General features: G+C 63.5%; 11 protein-coding genes. 1 reads left to right on the top strand and 10 read right to left on the bottom strand.

Going from position 1 to position 17,194, the window contains the following annotated elements; translation table 11 throughout:
• Positions 1–55: 55 nt before the first annotated feature.
• The 8 genes from gltB to pilM form a co-directional block, all read right to left on the bottom strand.
• Positions 56–4,501 carry a glutamate synthase large subunit gene (gltB, locus tag IMX18_RS25955; protein ID WP_217189987.1) on the bottom strand — a complete coding sequence of 1,482 codons (4,446 nt, stop codon included), beginning with the start codon at positions 4,499–4,501 and terminating at the stop codon, positions 56–58.
• A gap of 372 nt (positions 4,502–4,873) precedes the next feature.
• Complete coding sequence (locus IMX18_RS25950; RefSeq protein WP_100412792.1) at positions 4,874–6,508, bottom strand: SPOR domain-containing protein; 1,635 nt, start codon at positions 6,506–6,508, stop codon at positions 4,874–4,876.
• Positions 6,509–6,523: 15 nt separating this feature from the next.
• Positions 6,524–7,621, bottom strand: coding sequence for a 3-dehydroquinate synthase (aroB, locus tag IMX18_RS25945; protein WP_015272135.1), 1,098 nt, complete (start codon positions 7,619–7,621; stop codon positions 6,524–6,526).
• 96 nt (positions 7,622–7,717) lie between these two features.
• Positions 7,718–8,236 (bottom strand): shikimate kinase AroK, encoded by a 519-nt coding sequence (gene aroK / locus IMX18_RS25940; protein ID WP_015272136.1) that lies wholly within the window; start codon positions 8,234–8,236, stop codon positions 7,718–7,720.
• A gap of 4 nt (positions 8,237–8,240) precedes the next feature.
• Entirely contained in the window at positions 8,241–9,509 is a 1,269-nt protein-coding gene (locus IMX18_RS25935; protein WP_217189988.1) for a type IV pilus secretin PilQ, read from the bottom strand.
• Positions 9,433–10,434, bottom strand: a complete 1,002-nt coding sequence (locus tag IMX18_RS25930) for a pilus assembly protein PilP (RefSeq protein ID WP_043936291.1) — start codon at positions 10,432–10,434, stop codon at positions 9,433–9,435. Before IMX18_RS25930 ends, IMX18_RS25935 begins: the two co-directional genes overlap by 77 nt.
• Positions 10,435–10,445: 11 nt before the next feature.
• Positions 10,446–10,982, bottom strand: a complete 537-nt coding sequence (locus tag IMX18_RS25925; RefSeq protein WP_139657891.1) for a PilN domain-containing protein — start codon at positions 10,980–10,982, stop codon at positions 10,446–10,448.
• Positions 10,979–11,860, bottom strand: a complete 882-nt coding sequence (gene pilM / locus IMX18_RS25920; protein WP_054572203.1) for a type IV pilus biogenesis protein PilM — start codon at positions 11,858–11,860, stop codon at positions 10,979–10,981. The genes IMX18_RS25925 and pilM overlap by 4 nt, the downstream gene beginning before the upstream one ends.
• A 207-nt stretch (positions 11,861–12,067) precedes the next feature.
• Between pilM and IMX18_RS25915 the strand changes: the two genes are divergently transcribed.
• A complete protein-coding gene (locus IMX18_RS25915; RefSeq protein ID WP_411829467.1) occupies positions 12,068–14,518 on the top strand; it encodes a penicillin-binding protein 1A in 2,451 nt (816 codons plus the stop codon).
• Between the two features lie 407 nt (positions 14,519–14,925).
• Here the strand turns inward: IMX18_RS25915 and IMX18_RS25910 are convergent, their stop codons facing one another.
• Complete coding sequence (locus IMX18_RS25910; RefSeq protein WP_015272142.1) at positions 14,926–16,194, bottom strand: malic enzyme-like NAD(P)-binding protein; 1,269 nt, start codon at positions 16,192–16,194, stop codon at positions 14,926–14,928.
• Positions 16,195–16,371: 177 nt separating this feature from the next.
• Complete coding sequence (locus IMX18_RS25905) at positions 16,372–17,193, bottom strand: thermonuclease family protein (protein WP_043935970.1); 822 nt, start codon at positions 17,191–17,193, stop codon at positions 16,372–16,374.
• Between the last annotated feature and the right edge of the window lies 1 nt (position 17,194).

Below are 17,194 nucleotides of genomic sequence, written 5' to 3'. Positions count from 1 at the left end.
ACGATCACTTGAGCACGACGGGCCCCGCGCACGGGGCCGTCACTTGCAGCTGTTGTTACTGCGGGTTGGCACGGGTGCTGGACAGCAGTTGCTTCAGGTTGGCTGCCTTCGGCTTGACCAGCCAGAAGCGCCGCACGTAGTCGTCCAGGTTCTCCGAGAGCTCACGCCCCCACTCGCTGCCGGTCTCTTCCACGTACTCGGCAAGGACCCGCGCCAGGTGGCTGCGGTAGGCCTCCATCGCTTCACCACTGATACGCTGGATTTCCACCAGCTCATGGTTGAGCTTGTCAACGAAGGTATTGTCCATGTCGAGCACGTAGGCGAAGCCGCCAGTCATGCCAGAACCGAAGTTGTAACCGGTCTTGCCCAGCACACAGACAAAGCCGCCGGTCATGTACTCACAGCAGTGATCGCCAGTGCCCTCGACAACAGCGTGGGCGCCGGAGTTACGTACAGCGAAGCGCTCGCCAGCAGTACCGGCGGCGAACAGTTTGCCGCCAGTGGCGCCATACAGGCAGGTGTTGCCGACGATGGCGCTGTGCTGGGTTTCGAACGGGCTGCCGGCTGGCGGCACGATGGTGACCTTGCCACCGGTCATACCCTTGCCGACGTAGTCGTTGGCATCGCCTTCCAGGTGCAGGTTCAGGCCACCAGCGTTCCACACGCCGAAGCTCTGGCCCGCAGTGCCCTTGAAGCGGAAGGTGATCGGTGCCGCGGCCATGCCCTGGTTGCCGTGCAGGCGGGCGATTTCACCCGAGACCCGCGCACCGATCGAGCGGTCGCAGTTGCAGATGTCGAGGCTGAACTCGCCACCGGCCTGGTCGCGGATGGCCGGCATGGCCATTTCCACCATCTTCTCGGCCAGCTCGCCCTGGTCGAATGGTGGGTTCTTGTCGACTTCGCAGAACTGCGGCTTGTCAGCCGGGATGTGCGAGCTGCCCAGCAGCGGCGTCAGGTCCAGGTACTGCTGGCGCTCGGTGTCGCCTGGCAGCACGTCGAGCAGGTCGGTACGGCCGATCAGCTCGCCGAGGCTGCGTACGCCCAGCTTGGCCAGCCACTCACGGGTTTCTTCGGCGACGAAGGTGAAGAAGTTGATCACCATGTCGACGGTGCCGATGTAATGGTCCTTGCGCAGCTTGTCGTTCTGGGTGGCCACGCCGGTAGCGCAGTTGTTCAGGTGGCAGATGCGCAGGTACTTGCAGCCCAGGGCGATCATCGGCGCGGTACCGAAGCCGAAGCTTTCGGCGCCGAGGATGGCTGCCTTGATCACGTCCAGGCCAGTCTTCAGGCCGCCGTCGGTCTGTACCCGTACCTTGCCGCGCAGGTCGTTGCCGCGCAGGGTCTGGTGGGTCTCGGCCAGGCCCAGCTCCCATGGGGCGCCGGCGTACTTGATCGAGGTCAGCGGCGAAGCACCGGTACCACCGTCGTAGCCGGAGATGGTGATCAGGTCGGCATAGGCCTTGGCCACACCGGCGGCGATGGTGCCGACGCCGGCTTCTGCCACCAGCTTGACCGAAACCAGGGCCTGCGGGTTGACCTGCTTGAGGTCGTAGATCAGCTGGGCCAGGTCTTCGATCGAGTAGATGTCGTGGTGCGGCGGTGGCGAGATCAGGGTTACGCCCGGTACCGCGTAACGCAGCTTGGCGATCAGGCCGTTGACCTTACCGCCTGGCAGCTGGCCGCCTTCACCGGGCTTGGCGCCCTGGGCAACCTTGATCTGCAGCACTTCGGCGTTGACCAGGTACTCCGGGGTCACGCCAAAGCGGCCGGTGGCCACCTGTTTGATCTTCGAGCTCTTGATGGTGCCGTAGCGCGCAGGGTCTTCACCGCCCTCGCCAGAGTTGGAACGCGCGCCCAGGCGGTTCATCGCCTCGGCCAGCGCTTCGTGAGCCTCCGGCGACAGTGCACCCAGCGAAATACCGGCGGAGTCGAAGCGTTTGAGGATCGCCTCCAGCGGCTCGATCTGCTCCAGCGGCAGCGGCTGGTCAGCCACTTTCACCTTCAGCAGGTCGCGGATCATCGACACCGGGCGCTGGTCGACCAGCGTGGTGTATTCCTTGAACTTGGCATAGTCGCCCTGCTGCACGGCAGCCTGCAGGGTGTTGACCACATCCGGGTTGTAGGCGTGGTACTCGCCACCGTGAACGAACTTCAACAGGCCGCCTTGCTGGATCGGCTTGCGCGCGCTCCAGGCTTCGGCTGCCAGCAGCTTCTGGTCGCTTTCCAGGTCTGCGAAACGCGCACCCTTGATGCGGCTGGAAACGCCCTTGAAGCTCAGGCCGACCACTTCCTCGGACAGGCCGATGGCTTCGAACAACTGCGCACCACGGTACGAGGCAATGCTGGAGATACCCATCTTCGACAGGATCTTCAGCAGGCCCTTGGAGATGCCCTTGCGGTAGTACTTGAAGACTTCGTCCAGGTCGCCCAGCACTTCGCCGGTACGAATCAGGTCAGCCAGCACTTCATAGGCCAGGTACGGGTAAACGGCCGAGGCACCGAAGCCCAGCAGCACGGCGAAGTGGTGCGGGTCGCGGGCGGTGGCGGTTTCCACCAGGATGTTGCTGTCGCAACGCAGGCCCTGTTCGGTCAGGCGGTGGTGTACCGCACCAACGGCCAGCGAGGCGTGCACCGGCAGTTTGCCAGGGGCAATGTAGCGGTCGCTCAGCACCAGCTGGGTCTTGCCAGCGCGCACGGCTTCTTCAGCCTGGTCGGCGATGTTGCGGATGGCCGCTTCCAGGCCGACGCTCTCTTCATAGTTGAGGTCGATCAGCTGGCGGTCGAAACCTTCGCGCTCCAGGTTCATCAGCGAACGCCACTTGGCGGGCGAGATGACCGGCGAGCTGAGGATTACCCGCGAAGCGTGCTCGGGGGATTCCTGGAAGATGTTGCGTTCGGCGCCCAGGCAGATTTCCAGGGACATGACGATCGCTTCGCGCAGCGGGTCGATCGGCGGGTTGGTCACCTGGGCAAACTGCTGGCGGAAGAAGTCGTACGGCGAACGCACGCGCTGCGACAGAACGGCCATCGGCGTATCGTCACCCATCGAGCCGACCGCTTCCTGGCCCTGCTCGCCGAGCGGGCGCAGTACCTGGTCACGCTCTTCGAAGGTGACCTGGAACATCTTCATGTACTGCTTGAGCTGGTCGGCGTCGTAGCTGGCCACGCCCTGGTCATCGGTCAGCGTCGCCTGGATGCGCGTGGCGTGCTGACGCAGCCAGCGCTTGTACGGGTGGCGCGACTTCAGGCGGTTGTCGATGGCGTCAGTGTCGAGGATCTGGCCGGTTTCGGTGTCCACGGCGAAGATCTGGCCCGGGCCAACGCGGCCCTTGGCGATGACGTCCTCGGGCTTGTAGTCCCAGACACCGATTTCCGACGCCAGGGTGATGTAGCCGTTCTTGGTGGTCACCCAGCGCGCCGGGCGCAGGCCGTTACGGTCGAGCAGGCACACCGCATGGCGGCCTTCGGTCATGACGATACCGGCCGGGCCATCCCACGGTTCCATATGCATGGAGTTGTATTCGTAGAAGGCACGCAGGTCGGCGTCCATGGTCTCGACGTTTTGCCAAGCTGGCGGTACCAGCATGCGCACGCCACGGAACAGGTCGATGCCGCCAGTGACCATCAGCTCCAGCATGTTGTCCATGCTAGAGGAGTCGGAGCCGACGCGGTTGACCAGCGGACCGAGCTCTTCGAGGTCGGGGATCAGGTCGTTGGCGAATTTGGTGCGACGGGCCATGGCCCAGTTGCGGTTGCCGGTGATGGTGTTGATCTCGCCGTTGTGAGCGAGGAAGCGGAACGGCTGCGCCAGCGGCCATTTCGGCAGGGTGTTGGTGGAGAAGCGCTGGTGGAACACGCAGATCGCGGTTTGCAGGCGCTCGTCACCCAGGTCCGGGTAGAAGGCCGCGAGATCGCGCGGCATCATCAGGCCTTTGTAGATGATGGTCTTGTGCGAGAAGCTGCAGATGTAGTGGTCGGCGTCGTGGGCGTTGGCCACGGACGAACGGCGACGGGCACTGAACAGCTTGATGGCGAATTCCTGGTCGCTCAGGCCTTCACCGCCGATGAACACCTGCTCGATCTGTGGCAGGCGCTCAAGGGCCAGGCGGCCGAGCACGCTGGTATCGATCGGCACCTTGCGCCAGCCGACCAGTTTCAGGCCAGCAGCGAGGATTTCGCGGTCCATGTTGGCGCGGGCGGCTTCCGCTTTGACCGGGTCCTGGTTGAAGAACACCATGCCGACGGCGTACTGCTTGGGCAGCTCGACGGCGAAGTGCTCCTGGGCCACGGCACGCAGGAATTGATCGGGCTTCTGCATGAGCAGACCGCAACCGTCACCGGTCTTGCCGTCGGCGTTGATACCGCCGCGGTGGGTCATGCAGGTCAGTGCCTGCATGGCGGTTTGCAGAAGGTGGTGGCTCGGTTCGCCCGTCATATGGGCGATCAGGCCAAAACCACAGTTGTCCTTGAATTCTTCGGGATGGTACAGACCTGTTTTCATAGACACATTCTCACCAGGTTCACCTCTCAACGGAGGTAAATCTCTTTTTTAACAACCACTTACCATCCACGCCGATCAAACGCCAGCTTTTTTGCGGTGGCCATGGAAAACCATTGTTGCACAGCGACAGCGATGCCCACAAATTTTCATGTCTCACCATTGAAAATTTATGTCGCAATTTTGAATGTTTTTGCGCCATGCGCCGTGATAGCGGCTTGGCTCGAGTCTGAAGCGTTTCAGCCATGACTGCAAGTAAGGCTTGTGGCCGGCAGCCTGGGACAGAAAAGCCTGCCGCGTGACAACGCAGCAGGCTAGTCGAAAGTCAGTAATCGCTCAGCAACTGGGCGGCGGGGTGGTGCCGCCCGGAAGGTATCAGCGGGCCGAGGCCAGCTCTTGTTGGACGCTGGCGACGGTACGTGGCCAAGGTTTACCAGCCTGGACCTTCGCTGGCAAGTTCTTGATTGCCGCAACCGCTGCGTCGCGGTTGGCGAAGTTGCCGTAAGTGACTACGTACAGCGGCTTGCCCTGCAGGTTTTTCTTGAAGTAGCGATAGTCGCCACCTTGAGCCTTCACGAACGCCTGAGCCGAAGCCTCGGAGCTGGTACCCAGGATCTGCACCACATAATTGCCCGGTTTCTGCCCGGCGTACCAACCGCTGTTGCCGCTGCCACCGGCTGCCGGCTTCTCGACAGGCTTGGCGGCCGGCTTGGCCACGGCGACCTGGGTTGGTGCTGGTGCAGGCTTGGCAGGCGCAACCGGCTTGGCAGGTTGGGTTGCGACAGGTTTTGGCGCAGGCGCAACCGGCTGCGGTGGCGTCTGTACTGGCTGGGCTGGCGCCGCGGCTACTGGCTGGGCAGGTACCGGTGCCGGGCCCGCTGGCACACCTTGCGGCGGCGCGATGGTGGTCACGGTTGGCGGCGGGTTGCCTGGCTGCAGGGCGGTATCACCGGCCGGGCTGCCCTCTTCACCCTCGCCCATGCCCGCGGCCTGGGCCAGTGGCTCGCGCATCACCGGCTGCGACTGGCCAACCAGCGGCAGCGGCATCGGCTGGGACGAACCCGAGAACTCGATGGCGGGATTGCCACCATTGGCCTGGCCCTCGCCAAGCGGCAGCTGGGCCTGGGCGGCCGGCGCTTCGGCAGGTGCCTTGTCACCTTTCTTCGGCATCAACACCGCGGCCGCAACGGCGACCACAACCACAGCGGACAGCGCGAGCACATGTTTTTTAGGCATCTTGAACCCCATGGATGGTCGCTTGGCCGTCGAGCGGCTGGCGATCATGGCTTCGATCAAAGTGTCACGGGCGACCTGGTTGATGTTGCCAGGCCAGCCGTCGGAGTTTTCATGGATATCGACGATCTGTTCACGGCTGAACACCTCGATGCCCCGGCCAGCACCTTCCAGGCGCTGCTCCAGGTACTCGCGGGTTTCTTCTTCACTGTAGGGGGCGAGTTCGATGATGTGGAAGCGTTCTTCCTCGATATTGATCTCGTCCAGCCCGGCAATCAGCGACGGCTCACCGAACAGGAACACGTGCGGGCGCCCTTCCGGTACACCCGCCGCCAATTCCAGCAACGCTTGGAGTGCCGACTCGTCGAGTTGTTCCGCATCGTCCACCAGCAAATACACTTCCTGGCCGGTCAGTGCCAGTTGCACCACCTTGGCCAGGATCGCCTGCATTTCGGCCTCGGCCACATCCAGGTTCTGTGCAACCTGGCCGAGTACGCTGGCGGCATCGCTGGCGCCACGGGCGGACACCACCACGCTCTGCACCGCCTGCTTGTTGGTACTGGCCACCAGGGCCTGGCGCAGCAGGGTCTTGCCACTGCCCAGCGGGCCGGTGACAACCAGCATCAGCTGGCTGTAGCGCGCCAGGTGATGCAGCTGGCCGAGCACGGGCTTGCGCTGGGCCGGGAAGAACTTGAAGCCGGGCACGCGGGGCGCGAACGGATCATGGCTCAACTGGTAATGGTCGAGAAAGGCCTCATCGGCATGCAAACTGGTCATTGCGCTGTCACAACCTCAAAGCTGGGCCACGATCGCGCGGTAATCCGCCGACAACGTGGCCTGTAGAATCTCTTTCGGATAGTCGTCGGTCACCACGGCCTCGCCCATCTGGCGCAGCAGCACCAGACGCAGGCGGCCGTCGAGCACTTTCTTGTCGACCGCCATGTGCTCCATGAAATGCGCCGGGGTCATTTCCTGTGGTGGCACCACCGGCAAACCTGCGTCCTGCAACAGGCGGATTCCGCGATCGCGCTCGGCCTGGTCGATCCAGCCAAGGCGCATGGACATCTCCAGGGCCATCACCGTGCCCGCCGCCACGGCTTCGCCGTGCAGCCACACGCCGTAACCCATGTGGGTCTCGATGGCATGCCCGAAGGTATGCCCCAGGTTCAGCGTGGCGCGCACGCCAGACTCGCGCTCGTCGGCACCCACCACCGCGGCCTTGGCCGCGCAGGAGCGGCGGATGGCTTCGGTCAGCGCCACCGGGTCGAGGGCACGCAGTGCCTGCATATTGTCCTCGAGCCAGGCGAGGAACGGTTTGTCGCAGATCAGGCCGTACTTGATCACTTCGGCCAGGCCTGCTGACAGCTCGCGTGCCGGCAGGGTCTTGAGGCTGGTGGTGTCTATCAGCACCGCATTGGGCTGGTAGAAGGCACCGACCATGTTCTTGCCAAGCGGGTGGTTGATACCGGTCTTGCCGCCGACCGAGGAGTCGACCTGGGACAGCAAAGTGGTCGGCACCTGGATGAAGTCGACGCCGCGCTGGTAGCAGGCGGCAGCGAAGCCGGCCATGTCACCGATCACGCCGCCGCCCAGGGCAACCACGGTGGTGCGGCGGTCGTGCCGTGCAGTCAGCAGGCCATCGAAGATCAGCTGCAGGGTTTCCCAGTTCTTGTGGGCTTCGCCATCGGGCAATACCACCGGCAGCACCGAATAGGCCCCCAGGGTCTTGCTCAGGCGTTCGAGATACAGGGGCGCGACGGTCTCGTTGGAAACAATGGCAACCTGCCGCCCGGCAATGTGCGGCGCCAGCAGCTCAGGCTGGTCCAGCAGGCCTTCGCCAATGTAGATCGGGTAGCTACGCTCGCCCAGGTCGACCTTTAGTGTCTGCATGTATCCCCACAATGTACTTGTGCGCGGCGCCGCTCGGGCACCTACGCGGTTACGTTGAACCTCGCCTCGGCGCTGGTGGCCGAGAATAGTCCCGGGCTAACGGGGCGGCAACTGCTGCAAGCGCTCGAGAATATCGATCACCACCATGCGTGGCGGCCGCTCGTCGGTTTCTACCACCAGGTCGGCGATCTCGCGGTAGAGCGGGTCGCGGGCTTCCAGCAGGGCGCGCAAGGTCGCCTCGGGGTTGGCGGTGCGCAACAGGGGGCGATTGCGATCACGCGCGGTGCGACCAACCTGCTGTTCGACCGAAGCATGCAGATAGATCACCCGGCCACCCTGGTGCAGGGCCTTGCGGTTGGCTTCGCGCATTACCGCACCACCGCCGGTCGCCAAGACCACGCCATCGAGTGCGCACAGCTCGGCGATCATCGCCTGCTCGCGGTCACGGAAACCCGGCTCGCCTTCCTTGTCGAAAATCCACGGGATGTTGGCGCCGCATCGCAGTTCGATTTCCTTGTCGGAATCCTTGAACAGCAGGCGCAGCTCTTTGGCCAATAGGCGTCCGATGGTGCTTTTACCAGCACCCATGGGCCCCACAAGTATCAAATTTCGCACAGAATCAACGACTCACAGCAATCGCCTGGTCACTCATGATACGCGGAGTCAGGAAGACCAGCAGCTCGGATTTTTTCTCTTGTAATGCATCGCGTCGAAACAGCCGCCCAACATACGGCAGATCGCCGAAAAATGGCACCTTGTCGACCACATTGTTTTGCGAAGTCGAGTACACGCCACCGATCACGATCGTTTCTCGGTCCGTCACGCGAACCTTCGCATTGACCTCGTTCTTGCGGATCGGCGGTACGTTGTTCAAGGCATTGACGTAATCCGGCTCGTCCTTGGTCACCCTGACGGTCATGATCACCTTGTTGTCCGGAGTGATCTGCGGGGTCACTTCCAGCGACAACGAGGCTTCGCGGAACGCTACCGAGGTGGCGCCGCTCTTGCTGGTTTCCTGGTACGGCACCTCGGTGCCTTTGAGGATCCTGGCCGTTTCCTTGTCGGCCGTGACCACCTTGGGCTGCGAGATGATTTCGCCGTTGCCGCTCTTTTCCATGGCACTGAGTTCCAGGTCGAGCAGCACATCGCCACGCAACAAGCCCAGACCGATGCTACCGCCCACCCGCTCCACCCCGAGATCGACGAACAGATCCTTGCCCGGGCGCGGGTTCTCGACATACAGCGGCCCACCCCAGCGCACCCCCAGGCTTTTCTCGTAATCGACGTTGGCCTCGACGATACGTGCCTCGATCGCCACCTGACGCACCGGCACATCCAGCTGCGCCACCAGCTGCCTCAGTTCGGCAAGGCGGTCTGCCGGCTGGTACACCACCAGCGTATTGGTGCGCTCATCGACACTCAGGCTGCCCCGACCGTTGAGGATGCCGTCATCCGCCAGGCTCGCCAGCAGCAGCTCTGCCAGCTCGGCGGCCTTGGCGTGATGAATGGGCAACAGCTCCCGACGCAACGGCTGCAACTGTGCATCCAGCGCCTGGCCCACATGGGCATCGACAGACTGCGCGGCAAACTCCGCCGCGGGCGCCACCAACAGCACATTGCCCTCCTGTCGCCGGGCCAAGCCCTTGCTGCGCAGCACCAGATCCAGCGCCTGGTCCCATGGAACATCCTCAAGGCGCAAGGTGACGCTACCCTGCACGGCATCGCTGGCAACCAGGTTGACACCGGCATAGTCAGCCAGCACCTGCAGCACCGAGCGCACTTCCACATCCTGGAAGTTCAGCGACAGTGGTTCACCCTGATAAGGCATTGCCGACGCCAGCGGGAACGGCAGCAGGGCTGCCAGCATCCATTTCATCAATCTTTTCATCGTCGTCCGGGGCCTCCTTGCCCAGGTGCTTTGCCAGCGTGATGAACGCCGTGCGTTCATGCCACCCCCCTGCCATGAACAGCCGTTCGCGTACTTCGACCTGGGATTGATCAACTCTCGCCACCACCCCCTGGTCACGCCCGACCCGGTCCCCAGGGCGTACGCGATAGAGCCTGCCCGCCGCCATCAGCAGTGCTTCGTGTTCCGCTCCACGTGACAGGCTGCCGACCATCTCCAGTTGCGCCAAAGGCACGCCGGCCAACCCGCTGGCCGACAATCGCGTCGCTCCAGGCGCAAACGGGTCGACTGCGGGCGCTGCCGTCCCGCCCCTGGCTGGCATGCGCGCTAGCATCGCAGGCTGCGGCACTGGCGCCAGCGCCTGATAGGCATCAACCCGCAACTGCAGGCGCAGCAGCCCAGGCTTGCCATCTGCTGGAGCCAGTTGCAGGTCACCACTACGCAAAACACGCGCCTGGCCCAACCAGTCACCCAGCCACTGGCGCAATGCCGCGTATCGCCCCACCACCTGTAGCTCCAGCGGCACCTGGCGGAAACCGGCCTGCTGTTCGTCTTCATGAACGTCGAAGCGCTCGATCAGCAAGCCATGCGCGTGCCCCGAAGCCGCCAGACGCTCGAGAAGGTCACTCATGCCCTCACCGGCCGCCAGGTGCCAGTGCGCCTCGCGCAAGCGTTGCTCGGCGATGGTTACCGACGCGTGGAGTTGCTCCAACTCGGCCAGTTGCACCGCGCCGGCTGAATGCTGTTCGTTCAACTCGGCGTGCCGAGCCTCCTCCTGCGCCTGCTGTTGCAGCGCTGCAGGCAGACGTATGGCGCAGCCCAGGCCGAACAACGCCAAGGCCACCAGCACTGGCGCCAGCTGCCTGAAGCGGCTGGAGCTCTCGGCCATGGCCAGCCAGCCGAGCACCTGCGCAACATTCACGACCAGAACGCCGAAACGCGCGCCCCCAGCAGGAATTCATCGCCGCCTGGCAGGCTCCTGACGCGTTTGAGTTCCAGACCGACCAGCGCACTCGAGCGACTCAGGTCACGCATGAACTGTGCGACCACGGCACCTGACTTGGCCAGCCCGGTCATCTGCAGATTGCCATCTTCCAGGCTGAGGTCGAGCAGTTGCACACCCACCGGCAACGCCCGCTCGAGGTCAGCGAAGACCCCGACCAGCACATCCTGATGGGCGCGCAGTGCTTCCAGCGCCACCACGCGTGCCAGCAGCGCCTCATGCTGCGCATGCACATCGGCCAGCGGCTGCAACTGCTCGCCCAACGCCTCAAGGGCTGCCTGGTGCCGGGTATTGGCCAGCGCCTGCTGCTCCCCGCGCTGGCGCGCCAGCTGGTCGACCAACATCACGCCACACAGGGCCAGTAGAGCGCCGGCGACCAGTTGCCTGCGGAAAGACCGCAACGCGGCTTGCCGCTGCCGTTCGCGCCAGGGCAGAAGGTTCAGCCGCATCATCGACGCAATCCTCCGAGAGCCAGGGCGCAAGCCAGAATCATCGCACCATCGACGTGTTCCAGGCGCGCCAGGTCAGGCACCAGGCGGCACGGAAGGTTCAGCTGGGAGCCGAGGCTTTGCAACTGGCCCGCTTCGACCGGAGAACAGCTGGCAATCAACAGGCATTCCGGCAAAGGCTCACCGGCGAGCAAGGCCAGCAGGCGCTCTGGCAGCGCCCCGGTTATCGTCGACAGCCCCAGGCTCAGCTCACGCCGTTGCTGAGGCTGCCCCGAATGCCAGCCATAAAGAATGGTGCTGTGCGCCTCGATACGCAGCAACGCCGAGCTTTGGTGCCGGCCCTGCGGCAGCATGCGCCCCAAGGCAATGCTGTCGACCTCCACGGCCTCCAGTTGCAGCCCTGCCTCCTCGACGATGCCTTCAAGTGGCGCCAGTGCGCTCTGCCGACATGCCGCCACCATCACCTCGGCGCAGCCTGGCTGGACGCGAGAACCGCCCAGGACCTGAAAATCCAGGGCCAGGTCTTCCAGCGGAAATGGAAACAGCCGTTCGGCGTCAGCCAGCAGCTGCGCCTCCACTTCTGCACCGCCCTGTTCCACTGGCAGGTGGCATAGCTTGCAGATCACCTGGTTACCCGGCAGTGCCAGCGCGACCCGGCGCTGTCTGAGGCCGCTGCGCCTGTAGGCGCGCCTCAAGGCAGCCGCCACGGCGCCAGGCTCTGCCGCCCAATCACTGCCAGCCAATGATTCGAACGGCTCTTGTACCGAGGCAAGCACCCGGCAGCGCCGGTTACGCCGCTGCAGTTGCACAATCCGAACGGAGTCAGGGGCAATTTCCACCCCCACGAGTGAACCGGCATCCTTGCCGAAGCGTCCTAGCATCGTGGCATCCTTGTTGTCTGTCGCCGCCATCTTTCGCGGCTACCTGCCCCAACCCCGCGTCAGCACTAGGCCGCGCCTGCCCATCGAGGCGACGGGCAGCCTGGCCGGTAACCCGGAGAGGCGAAAAAATGCTTATAATGCCCAGCGTTTTTTGGTCCGCCGGACCTGCGTGCAATCCACTCCCAACCTGGACACCGAAAAGCCTTGATACGTCTGCTGAAGTTCTTCTGGTGGTCTTCCGTCGCAGCCATCTGCGCGCTCGTACTCGGTGTGAGCGGTGCGTTTCTGTATCTTAGCCCCAACCTGCCCTCGGTCGAGTCGCTCAGAAGCATCCAGTTGCAGATCCCCCTCAGGGTGTACAGCAGCGACGGCAAGCTGATTGCCGAGTTCGGCGAAATGCGTCGCTCACCGATCCGCTTCGAGGAAATTCCCCCACAATTCATCCAGGCGCTTCTGTCGGCCGAGGACGACAACTTCCTCAATCACTACGGTGTCGACCCCAGCAGCCTGATGCGCGCCGCGACCCAGTTGGTGAAAACCGGCCATATCCAGACCGGCGGCAGTACCATCACCATGCAGGTGGCGAAGAACTTCTTCCTCACCAGCGAGCGCAGCTTCTCGCGCAAGACCAATGAAATCCTGCTGGCCCTGCAGATCGAGCGTGAGCTAACCAAGGACGAGATCCTCGAGCTGTACGTGAACAAGATCTACCTGGGCAACCGCGCCTACGGTATCGATGCCGCCGCGCAGGTGTACTACGGCAAGTCGATCCGCGACGTGAGCCTGGCGCAGATGGCGATGATCGCCGGCCTGCCCAAGGCACCCTCGCGCTTCAACCCGCTGGCCAACCCCGTACGCGCCAAAGAGCGCCGCGACTGGATCCTCGGCCGCATGTACAAGCTGGGCAAGATCGACGAAGCCAGTTACCAGGCGGCCCTGGCCGAGCCGCTCAACGCCAGCTACCACGTGCCCACGCCTGAAGTGAATGCGCCTTACATCGCCGAAATGGCCCGCGCCGAAATGGTCGGTCGCTACGGCAGCGACGCCTACACCGAAGGCTTCCGCGTCACTACCACGGTGCCCAGCGACATGCAGGAAATGGCCAACAAGGCCATCCTCAACGGTCTCTCCGACTACGATGAGCGCCACGGCTACCGCGGGCCCGAAGCACGCTTCCCGGGCCGCACCCAGGCAGCCTGGCTGCAGGAACTGGGCAAGCAGCGCAGCCTCGGCGGCCTGGAGCCGGTCATCGTCACCCAGGTTGAAAAAACCGGCCTCAAGGTGCTGACCCGCAGCGGCCAGGAAGAGCAGGTGGCCTGGGACACCATGAAATGGGCGCGCCCGTTCATCAACAGCAACTCCCAGGGCCGTGCGCCGCAGTCACCGGCAGATGTGGCCCAGGTTGGCGACCTGGTGCGCGTGCAGCGCCTCGAGGATGGCAAGTTCAAGTTCAGCCAGGTACCTGGCGCGCAGAGTGCGCTGGTCACCCTCGACCCTTACAACGGCGCCATCCGCGCCCTGGTCGGCGGTTTCTCGTTCGAGCAAAGCAACTACAACCGCGCCATGCAGGCCAAGCGTCAGCCGGGCTCGAGCTTCAAGCCGTTCATCTACAGCGCCGCACTGGACAGTGGCTACACCGCATCCAGCCTGGTCAACGATGCACCAATCGTGTTCGTCGACGAGTACCTGGACAAAGTCTGGCGACCGAAGAACGACACCAATACCTTCCTTGGTCCGATCCGCATGCGCGAAGCGCTGTACAAGTCGCGCAACCTGGTGTCGATCCGCCTGCTGCAGGCCATGGGCGTGGACCGCACCATCGACTACATCGCCAAGTTCGGCTTCAACAAGCAGGACTTGCCACGCAACCTGTCGCTGGCACTGGGCACCGCCACCCTGACCCCTATGGAAATCGCCACAGGCTGGAGTACTTTTGCCAACGGCGGGTACAAGATCACCCCGTACCTGATCGAACGCATCGAAAGCCGCAGCGGCGAGACGCTGTTCACCGCCAACCCGGCTCGGGTACCGCAAGGTGCCGAGGACCAGGCGGGTGTGGCTGCGCCCGAACAGCCGATCAGCACAACCGCCATGCCTGGCGAGGCACCCGCTGCCTTCAGCCAGGTGGCTTCTGCACCGCAGGCGCCGGCCGTGGCCGAGCGGATCATCGACGGTCGCACCACCTACATCCTCACCAGCATGCTGCAGGACGTGATCAAGCGCGGCACCGGCCGCCGGGCGCTGGCCTTGGGCCGCACCGACCTGGCAGGCAAGACCGGTACCACCAACGAGTCCAAGGACGCCTGGTTCTCTGGCTACAACGCCGACTACGTGACCACCGTGTGGGTCGGCTTCGATCAGCCCGAAACCCTTGGACGCCGCGAGTACGGCGGCACGGCGGCACTGCCGATCTGGATGAGCTTCATGGGCGCGGCACTCAAGGACAAGCCTGCGCATGCGCCGGCAGAACCGGAAGGCATCCTCAGCCTGCGCGTCGACCCGGTCAGCGGCCGTGCCGCTTCGCCGAGCACGCCGAATGCCTACTTCGAGCTGTTCAAGGCCGAGGACTCGCCGCCGTCGGTGGACGAACTGGGCACTGGCGCAGCACCGGGCAGCCCACTGCCGGCGGATGAAGCGGCACCGATGGACCTGTTCTGACGGCAGGTGCTTGTCTCAGGTTTTTGCGTGGGCGCGTAAATCGAGCGCCGCCCGCGCGGCGCTTCGCGGCACAAGGCCGCTCCCACATTTGTTGCAACGTGGCCATGTCTGTGAGGCCATGGTTGTCAGCCTTGTTGGCATGACTGGATTTCAAGGTGGGCATTGATGCCGCCCCGTCTGGCTAAAACCATGCACTAAGGCGGGCAACCATGGCCTGACAGGTTCGGCACGTTGCAACAAATGTGGGAGCGGCCTTGTGCCGCGAAGCGCCGCGCGGGCGGCGCTCGATCTCATAGGCGACAAATTTGCCATGGCAAACACCAGCAGCCCTGACACATCCTTCACAACGGCAAACAAAAAGCCCCGGCTCATACGAGCCGGGGCTTTTTTGTGTCGCCAGGCAGCAATCAGCCTTTGAACACGTCATCCACGCTGGTCAGCGGGTAGTGCTTCGGATACGGCAGGGTTGCCACGCCGGATTCGATGGCGGCCTTGGCCACAGCGTCGGAAACGACAGTGATCAGGCGTGCGTCCAACGGCTTCGGAATGATGTACTCACGACCAAATTCCAGAGCCTGTACGCCGTAGGCGTCGCACACTTCCTTCGGCACTGGCAGCTTTGCCAGATCTTTCAGGGCGATGGCGGCGGCGATTTTCATTTCTTCGTTGATGCGCTTGGCGCGAACGTCCAGGGCACCACGGAAGATGAATGGGAAGCCCAGTACGTTGTTGACCTGGTTCGGGTAGTCGGAACGACCGGTAGCCATGATCACGTCGCTGCGAGTGGCATGCGCCAGCTCTGGCGAGATTTCCGGGTCCGGGTTCGAGCAGGCGAACACGATCGGGTTGGCAGCCATCGACTTCAGGCCTTCGGCGCTCAGCAGGTTCGGGCCGGACAGGCCTACGAACACGTCGGCACCGTCGAGGGCGTCAGCCAGGGTACGCTTGTCGGTGGCGTGGGCGAACTGCGCCTTGTACTGGTTCAGGTCGTCACGGCCAGCGTGGATCACGCCGCTGCGGTCGATCATGTAAATGTTTTCGACCTTGGCACCCATGCTTACCAGCAGCTTCATGCAGGAGATGGCGGCAGCGCCGGCACCCAGGCAGACGATCTTGGCGTTTTCCAGCTTCTTGCCGGCGATTTCCAGGGCGTTGATCATGCCGGCAGCGGTCACGATGGCGGTACCGTGCTGGTCATCGTGGAATACCGGGATGTCGCACTGTTCGATCAGGGTGCGCTCGATTTCGAAGCACTCAGGCGCCTTGATGTCTTCGAGGTTGATGCCACCGAAGGTGATCGAGATGCGGCGAACGGTGTCGATGAACGCCTGCGGGCTTTCCGACTCCACTTCGATGTCGAACACGTCGATACCGGCGAAACGCTTGAACAGAACACCCTTGCCTTCCATGACCGGCTTGGAAGCCAGTGGGCCGAGGTCACCCAGACCGAGGATGGCGGTGCCATCGGAAATCACCGCAACCAGGTTGCCTTTGCCGGTGTATTTGTAAGCCAGCTCTGGATCACGGCCGATTTCACGCACGGGCTCAGCAACACCTGGGCTGTAGGCCAGGGCGAGGTCACGGGCGGTGGCTGTGGGCTTGGAGAGTTCGACGCTCAGTTTCCCCGGACGAGGTTGAGCGTGATATTCGAGAGCGGCGGTTTTCAGGTCTGACATGGTGGGCATTCCGCTATTTACTGTTCTGACGGACCGCCGAGGATACGCAAAGAGCCGGGGAGCCACAAGACTGGTCGGTCACTTGTGTCAAGGCCTTTAGCCTACGACTTTACGCTATAACCCACGGGGCATACGCCTAACAGTGTGTACAATCCAATAGCGAAATGTCTACATCTTTTAGCCTGAAATGCGCTCCAACATGCTCGGATCGGTCAACGGCAACAGCCAACGTCGCTGCCCGGGCTTGAGGCCGCCCTTGCGGGAACGATCCAGCACCCAGCCACGCGCCTCGACTTGGCGTCCCTTGAGGTTATCGAAGAAGCTGGCGGGGAAGTTGCGCTGCAGACGAGCGGGAACCTGCAGCACCACCGCACCGTCCAGGTTCAGCCAGACCCCGCCACGGTTGCGCTCCACGCCTTCGATGCGGCCCGCAATGACCGCGAAACCCGACTGCCGGACATCCCCGGCACGCACCACCGGCGAACGACGCCACAGCCCGGAGCCAGCCTTGCGCGCAGCCTGCTCGGCAAGCTGCTGGCAAGCGCTGAGGCGCACATTGGGGGCAACCGCGACGCGATAGCCCAAGCCCTCGCTGAGCAGCTGTGCTTCGATATTGTCGCCATTGCGCCCGTAGATATGCGCCAGCGTGCGGCCGTATTTGTCCTTGGACTCGACGCCCGGCTCCAGCCCTACACGCCCGTCGCTGGCTTTGACCAAAGCCTGCAAACGCTGCCTGGCGGCCTCGGCATAGGGTTCGCTAGTGCGCCCGTTACGGCCGATTTCCGGGGCATTGATGCCGATCAATCGCACGCTGCGGCCATCGACCAGGCGCAAGGTATCGCCATCGACCACCTGGCGCACCGCCACCTGCTGAGGGCTGCCTGGTAGCGGGCAGAACGCCAGGGCCGGGAATTGCCAGATGACGCCCATAAAAAAGGCGCCCACAAGGGGCGCCTTTTTTTGCAGCAATGCGAAACCCGAGGGGTTCGCCATGCGCATG

This window comes from Pseudomonas shirazica (assembly GCF_015168335.1).
Taxonomy (GTDB): domain Bacteria; phylum Pseudomonadota; class Gammaproteobacteria; order Pseudomonadales; family Pseudomonadaceae; genus Aquipseudomonas; species Aquipseudomonas asiatica.
The sequence above is the reverse complement of the archived record's forward strand: the minus strand, read 5'-3'. Positions and strand labels throughout refer to the sequence as shown.

What these genes read in the sequence shown, in the direction of transcription:
- pilM (WP_054572203.1), bottom strand. Translation starts at nt 11,860, where the DNA reads ATGCTAGGACGCTTCGGCAAGGATGCCGGTTCACTCGTGGGGGTGGAA.
- IMX18_RS25950 (WP_100412792.1), bottom strand. Translation starts at nt 6,508, where the DNA reads ATGACCAGTTTGCATGCCGATGAGGCCTTTCTCGACCATTACCAGTTG.
- IMX18_RS25935 (WP_217189988.1), bottom strand. Translation starts at nt 9,509, where the DNA reads ATGAAAAGATTGATGAAATGGATGCTGGCAGCCCTGCTGCCGTTCCCG.
- gltB (WP_217189987.1), bottom strand. Translation starts at nt 4,501, where the DNA reads ATGAAAACAGGTCTGTACCATCCCGAAGAATTCAAGGACAACTGTGGT.
- IMX18_RS25925 (WP_139657891.1), bottom strand. Translation starts at nt 10,982, where the DNA reads ATGATGCGGCTGAACCTTCTGCCCTGGCGCGAACGGCAGCGGCAAGCC.
- IMX18_RS25905 (WP_043935970.1), bottom strand. Translation starts at nt 17,193, where the DNA reads ATGCGCATGGCGAACCCCTCGGGTTTCGCATTGCTGCAAAAAAAGGCG.
- aroB (WP_015272135.1), bottom strand. Translation starts at nt 7,621, where the DNA reads ATGCAGACACTAAAGGTCGACCTGGGCGAGCGTAGCTACCCGATCTAC.
- IMX18_RS25910 (WP_015272142.1), bottom strand. Translation starts at nt 16,194, where the DNA reads ATGTCAGACCTGAAAACCGCCGCTCTCGAATATCACGCTCAACCTCGT.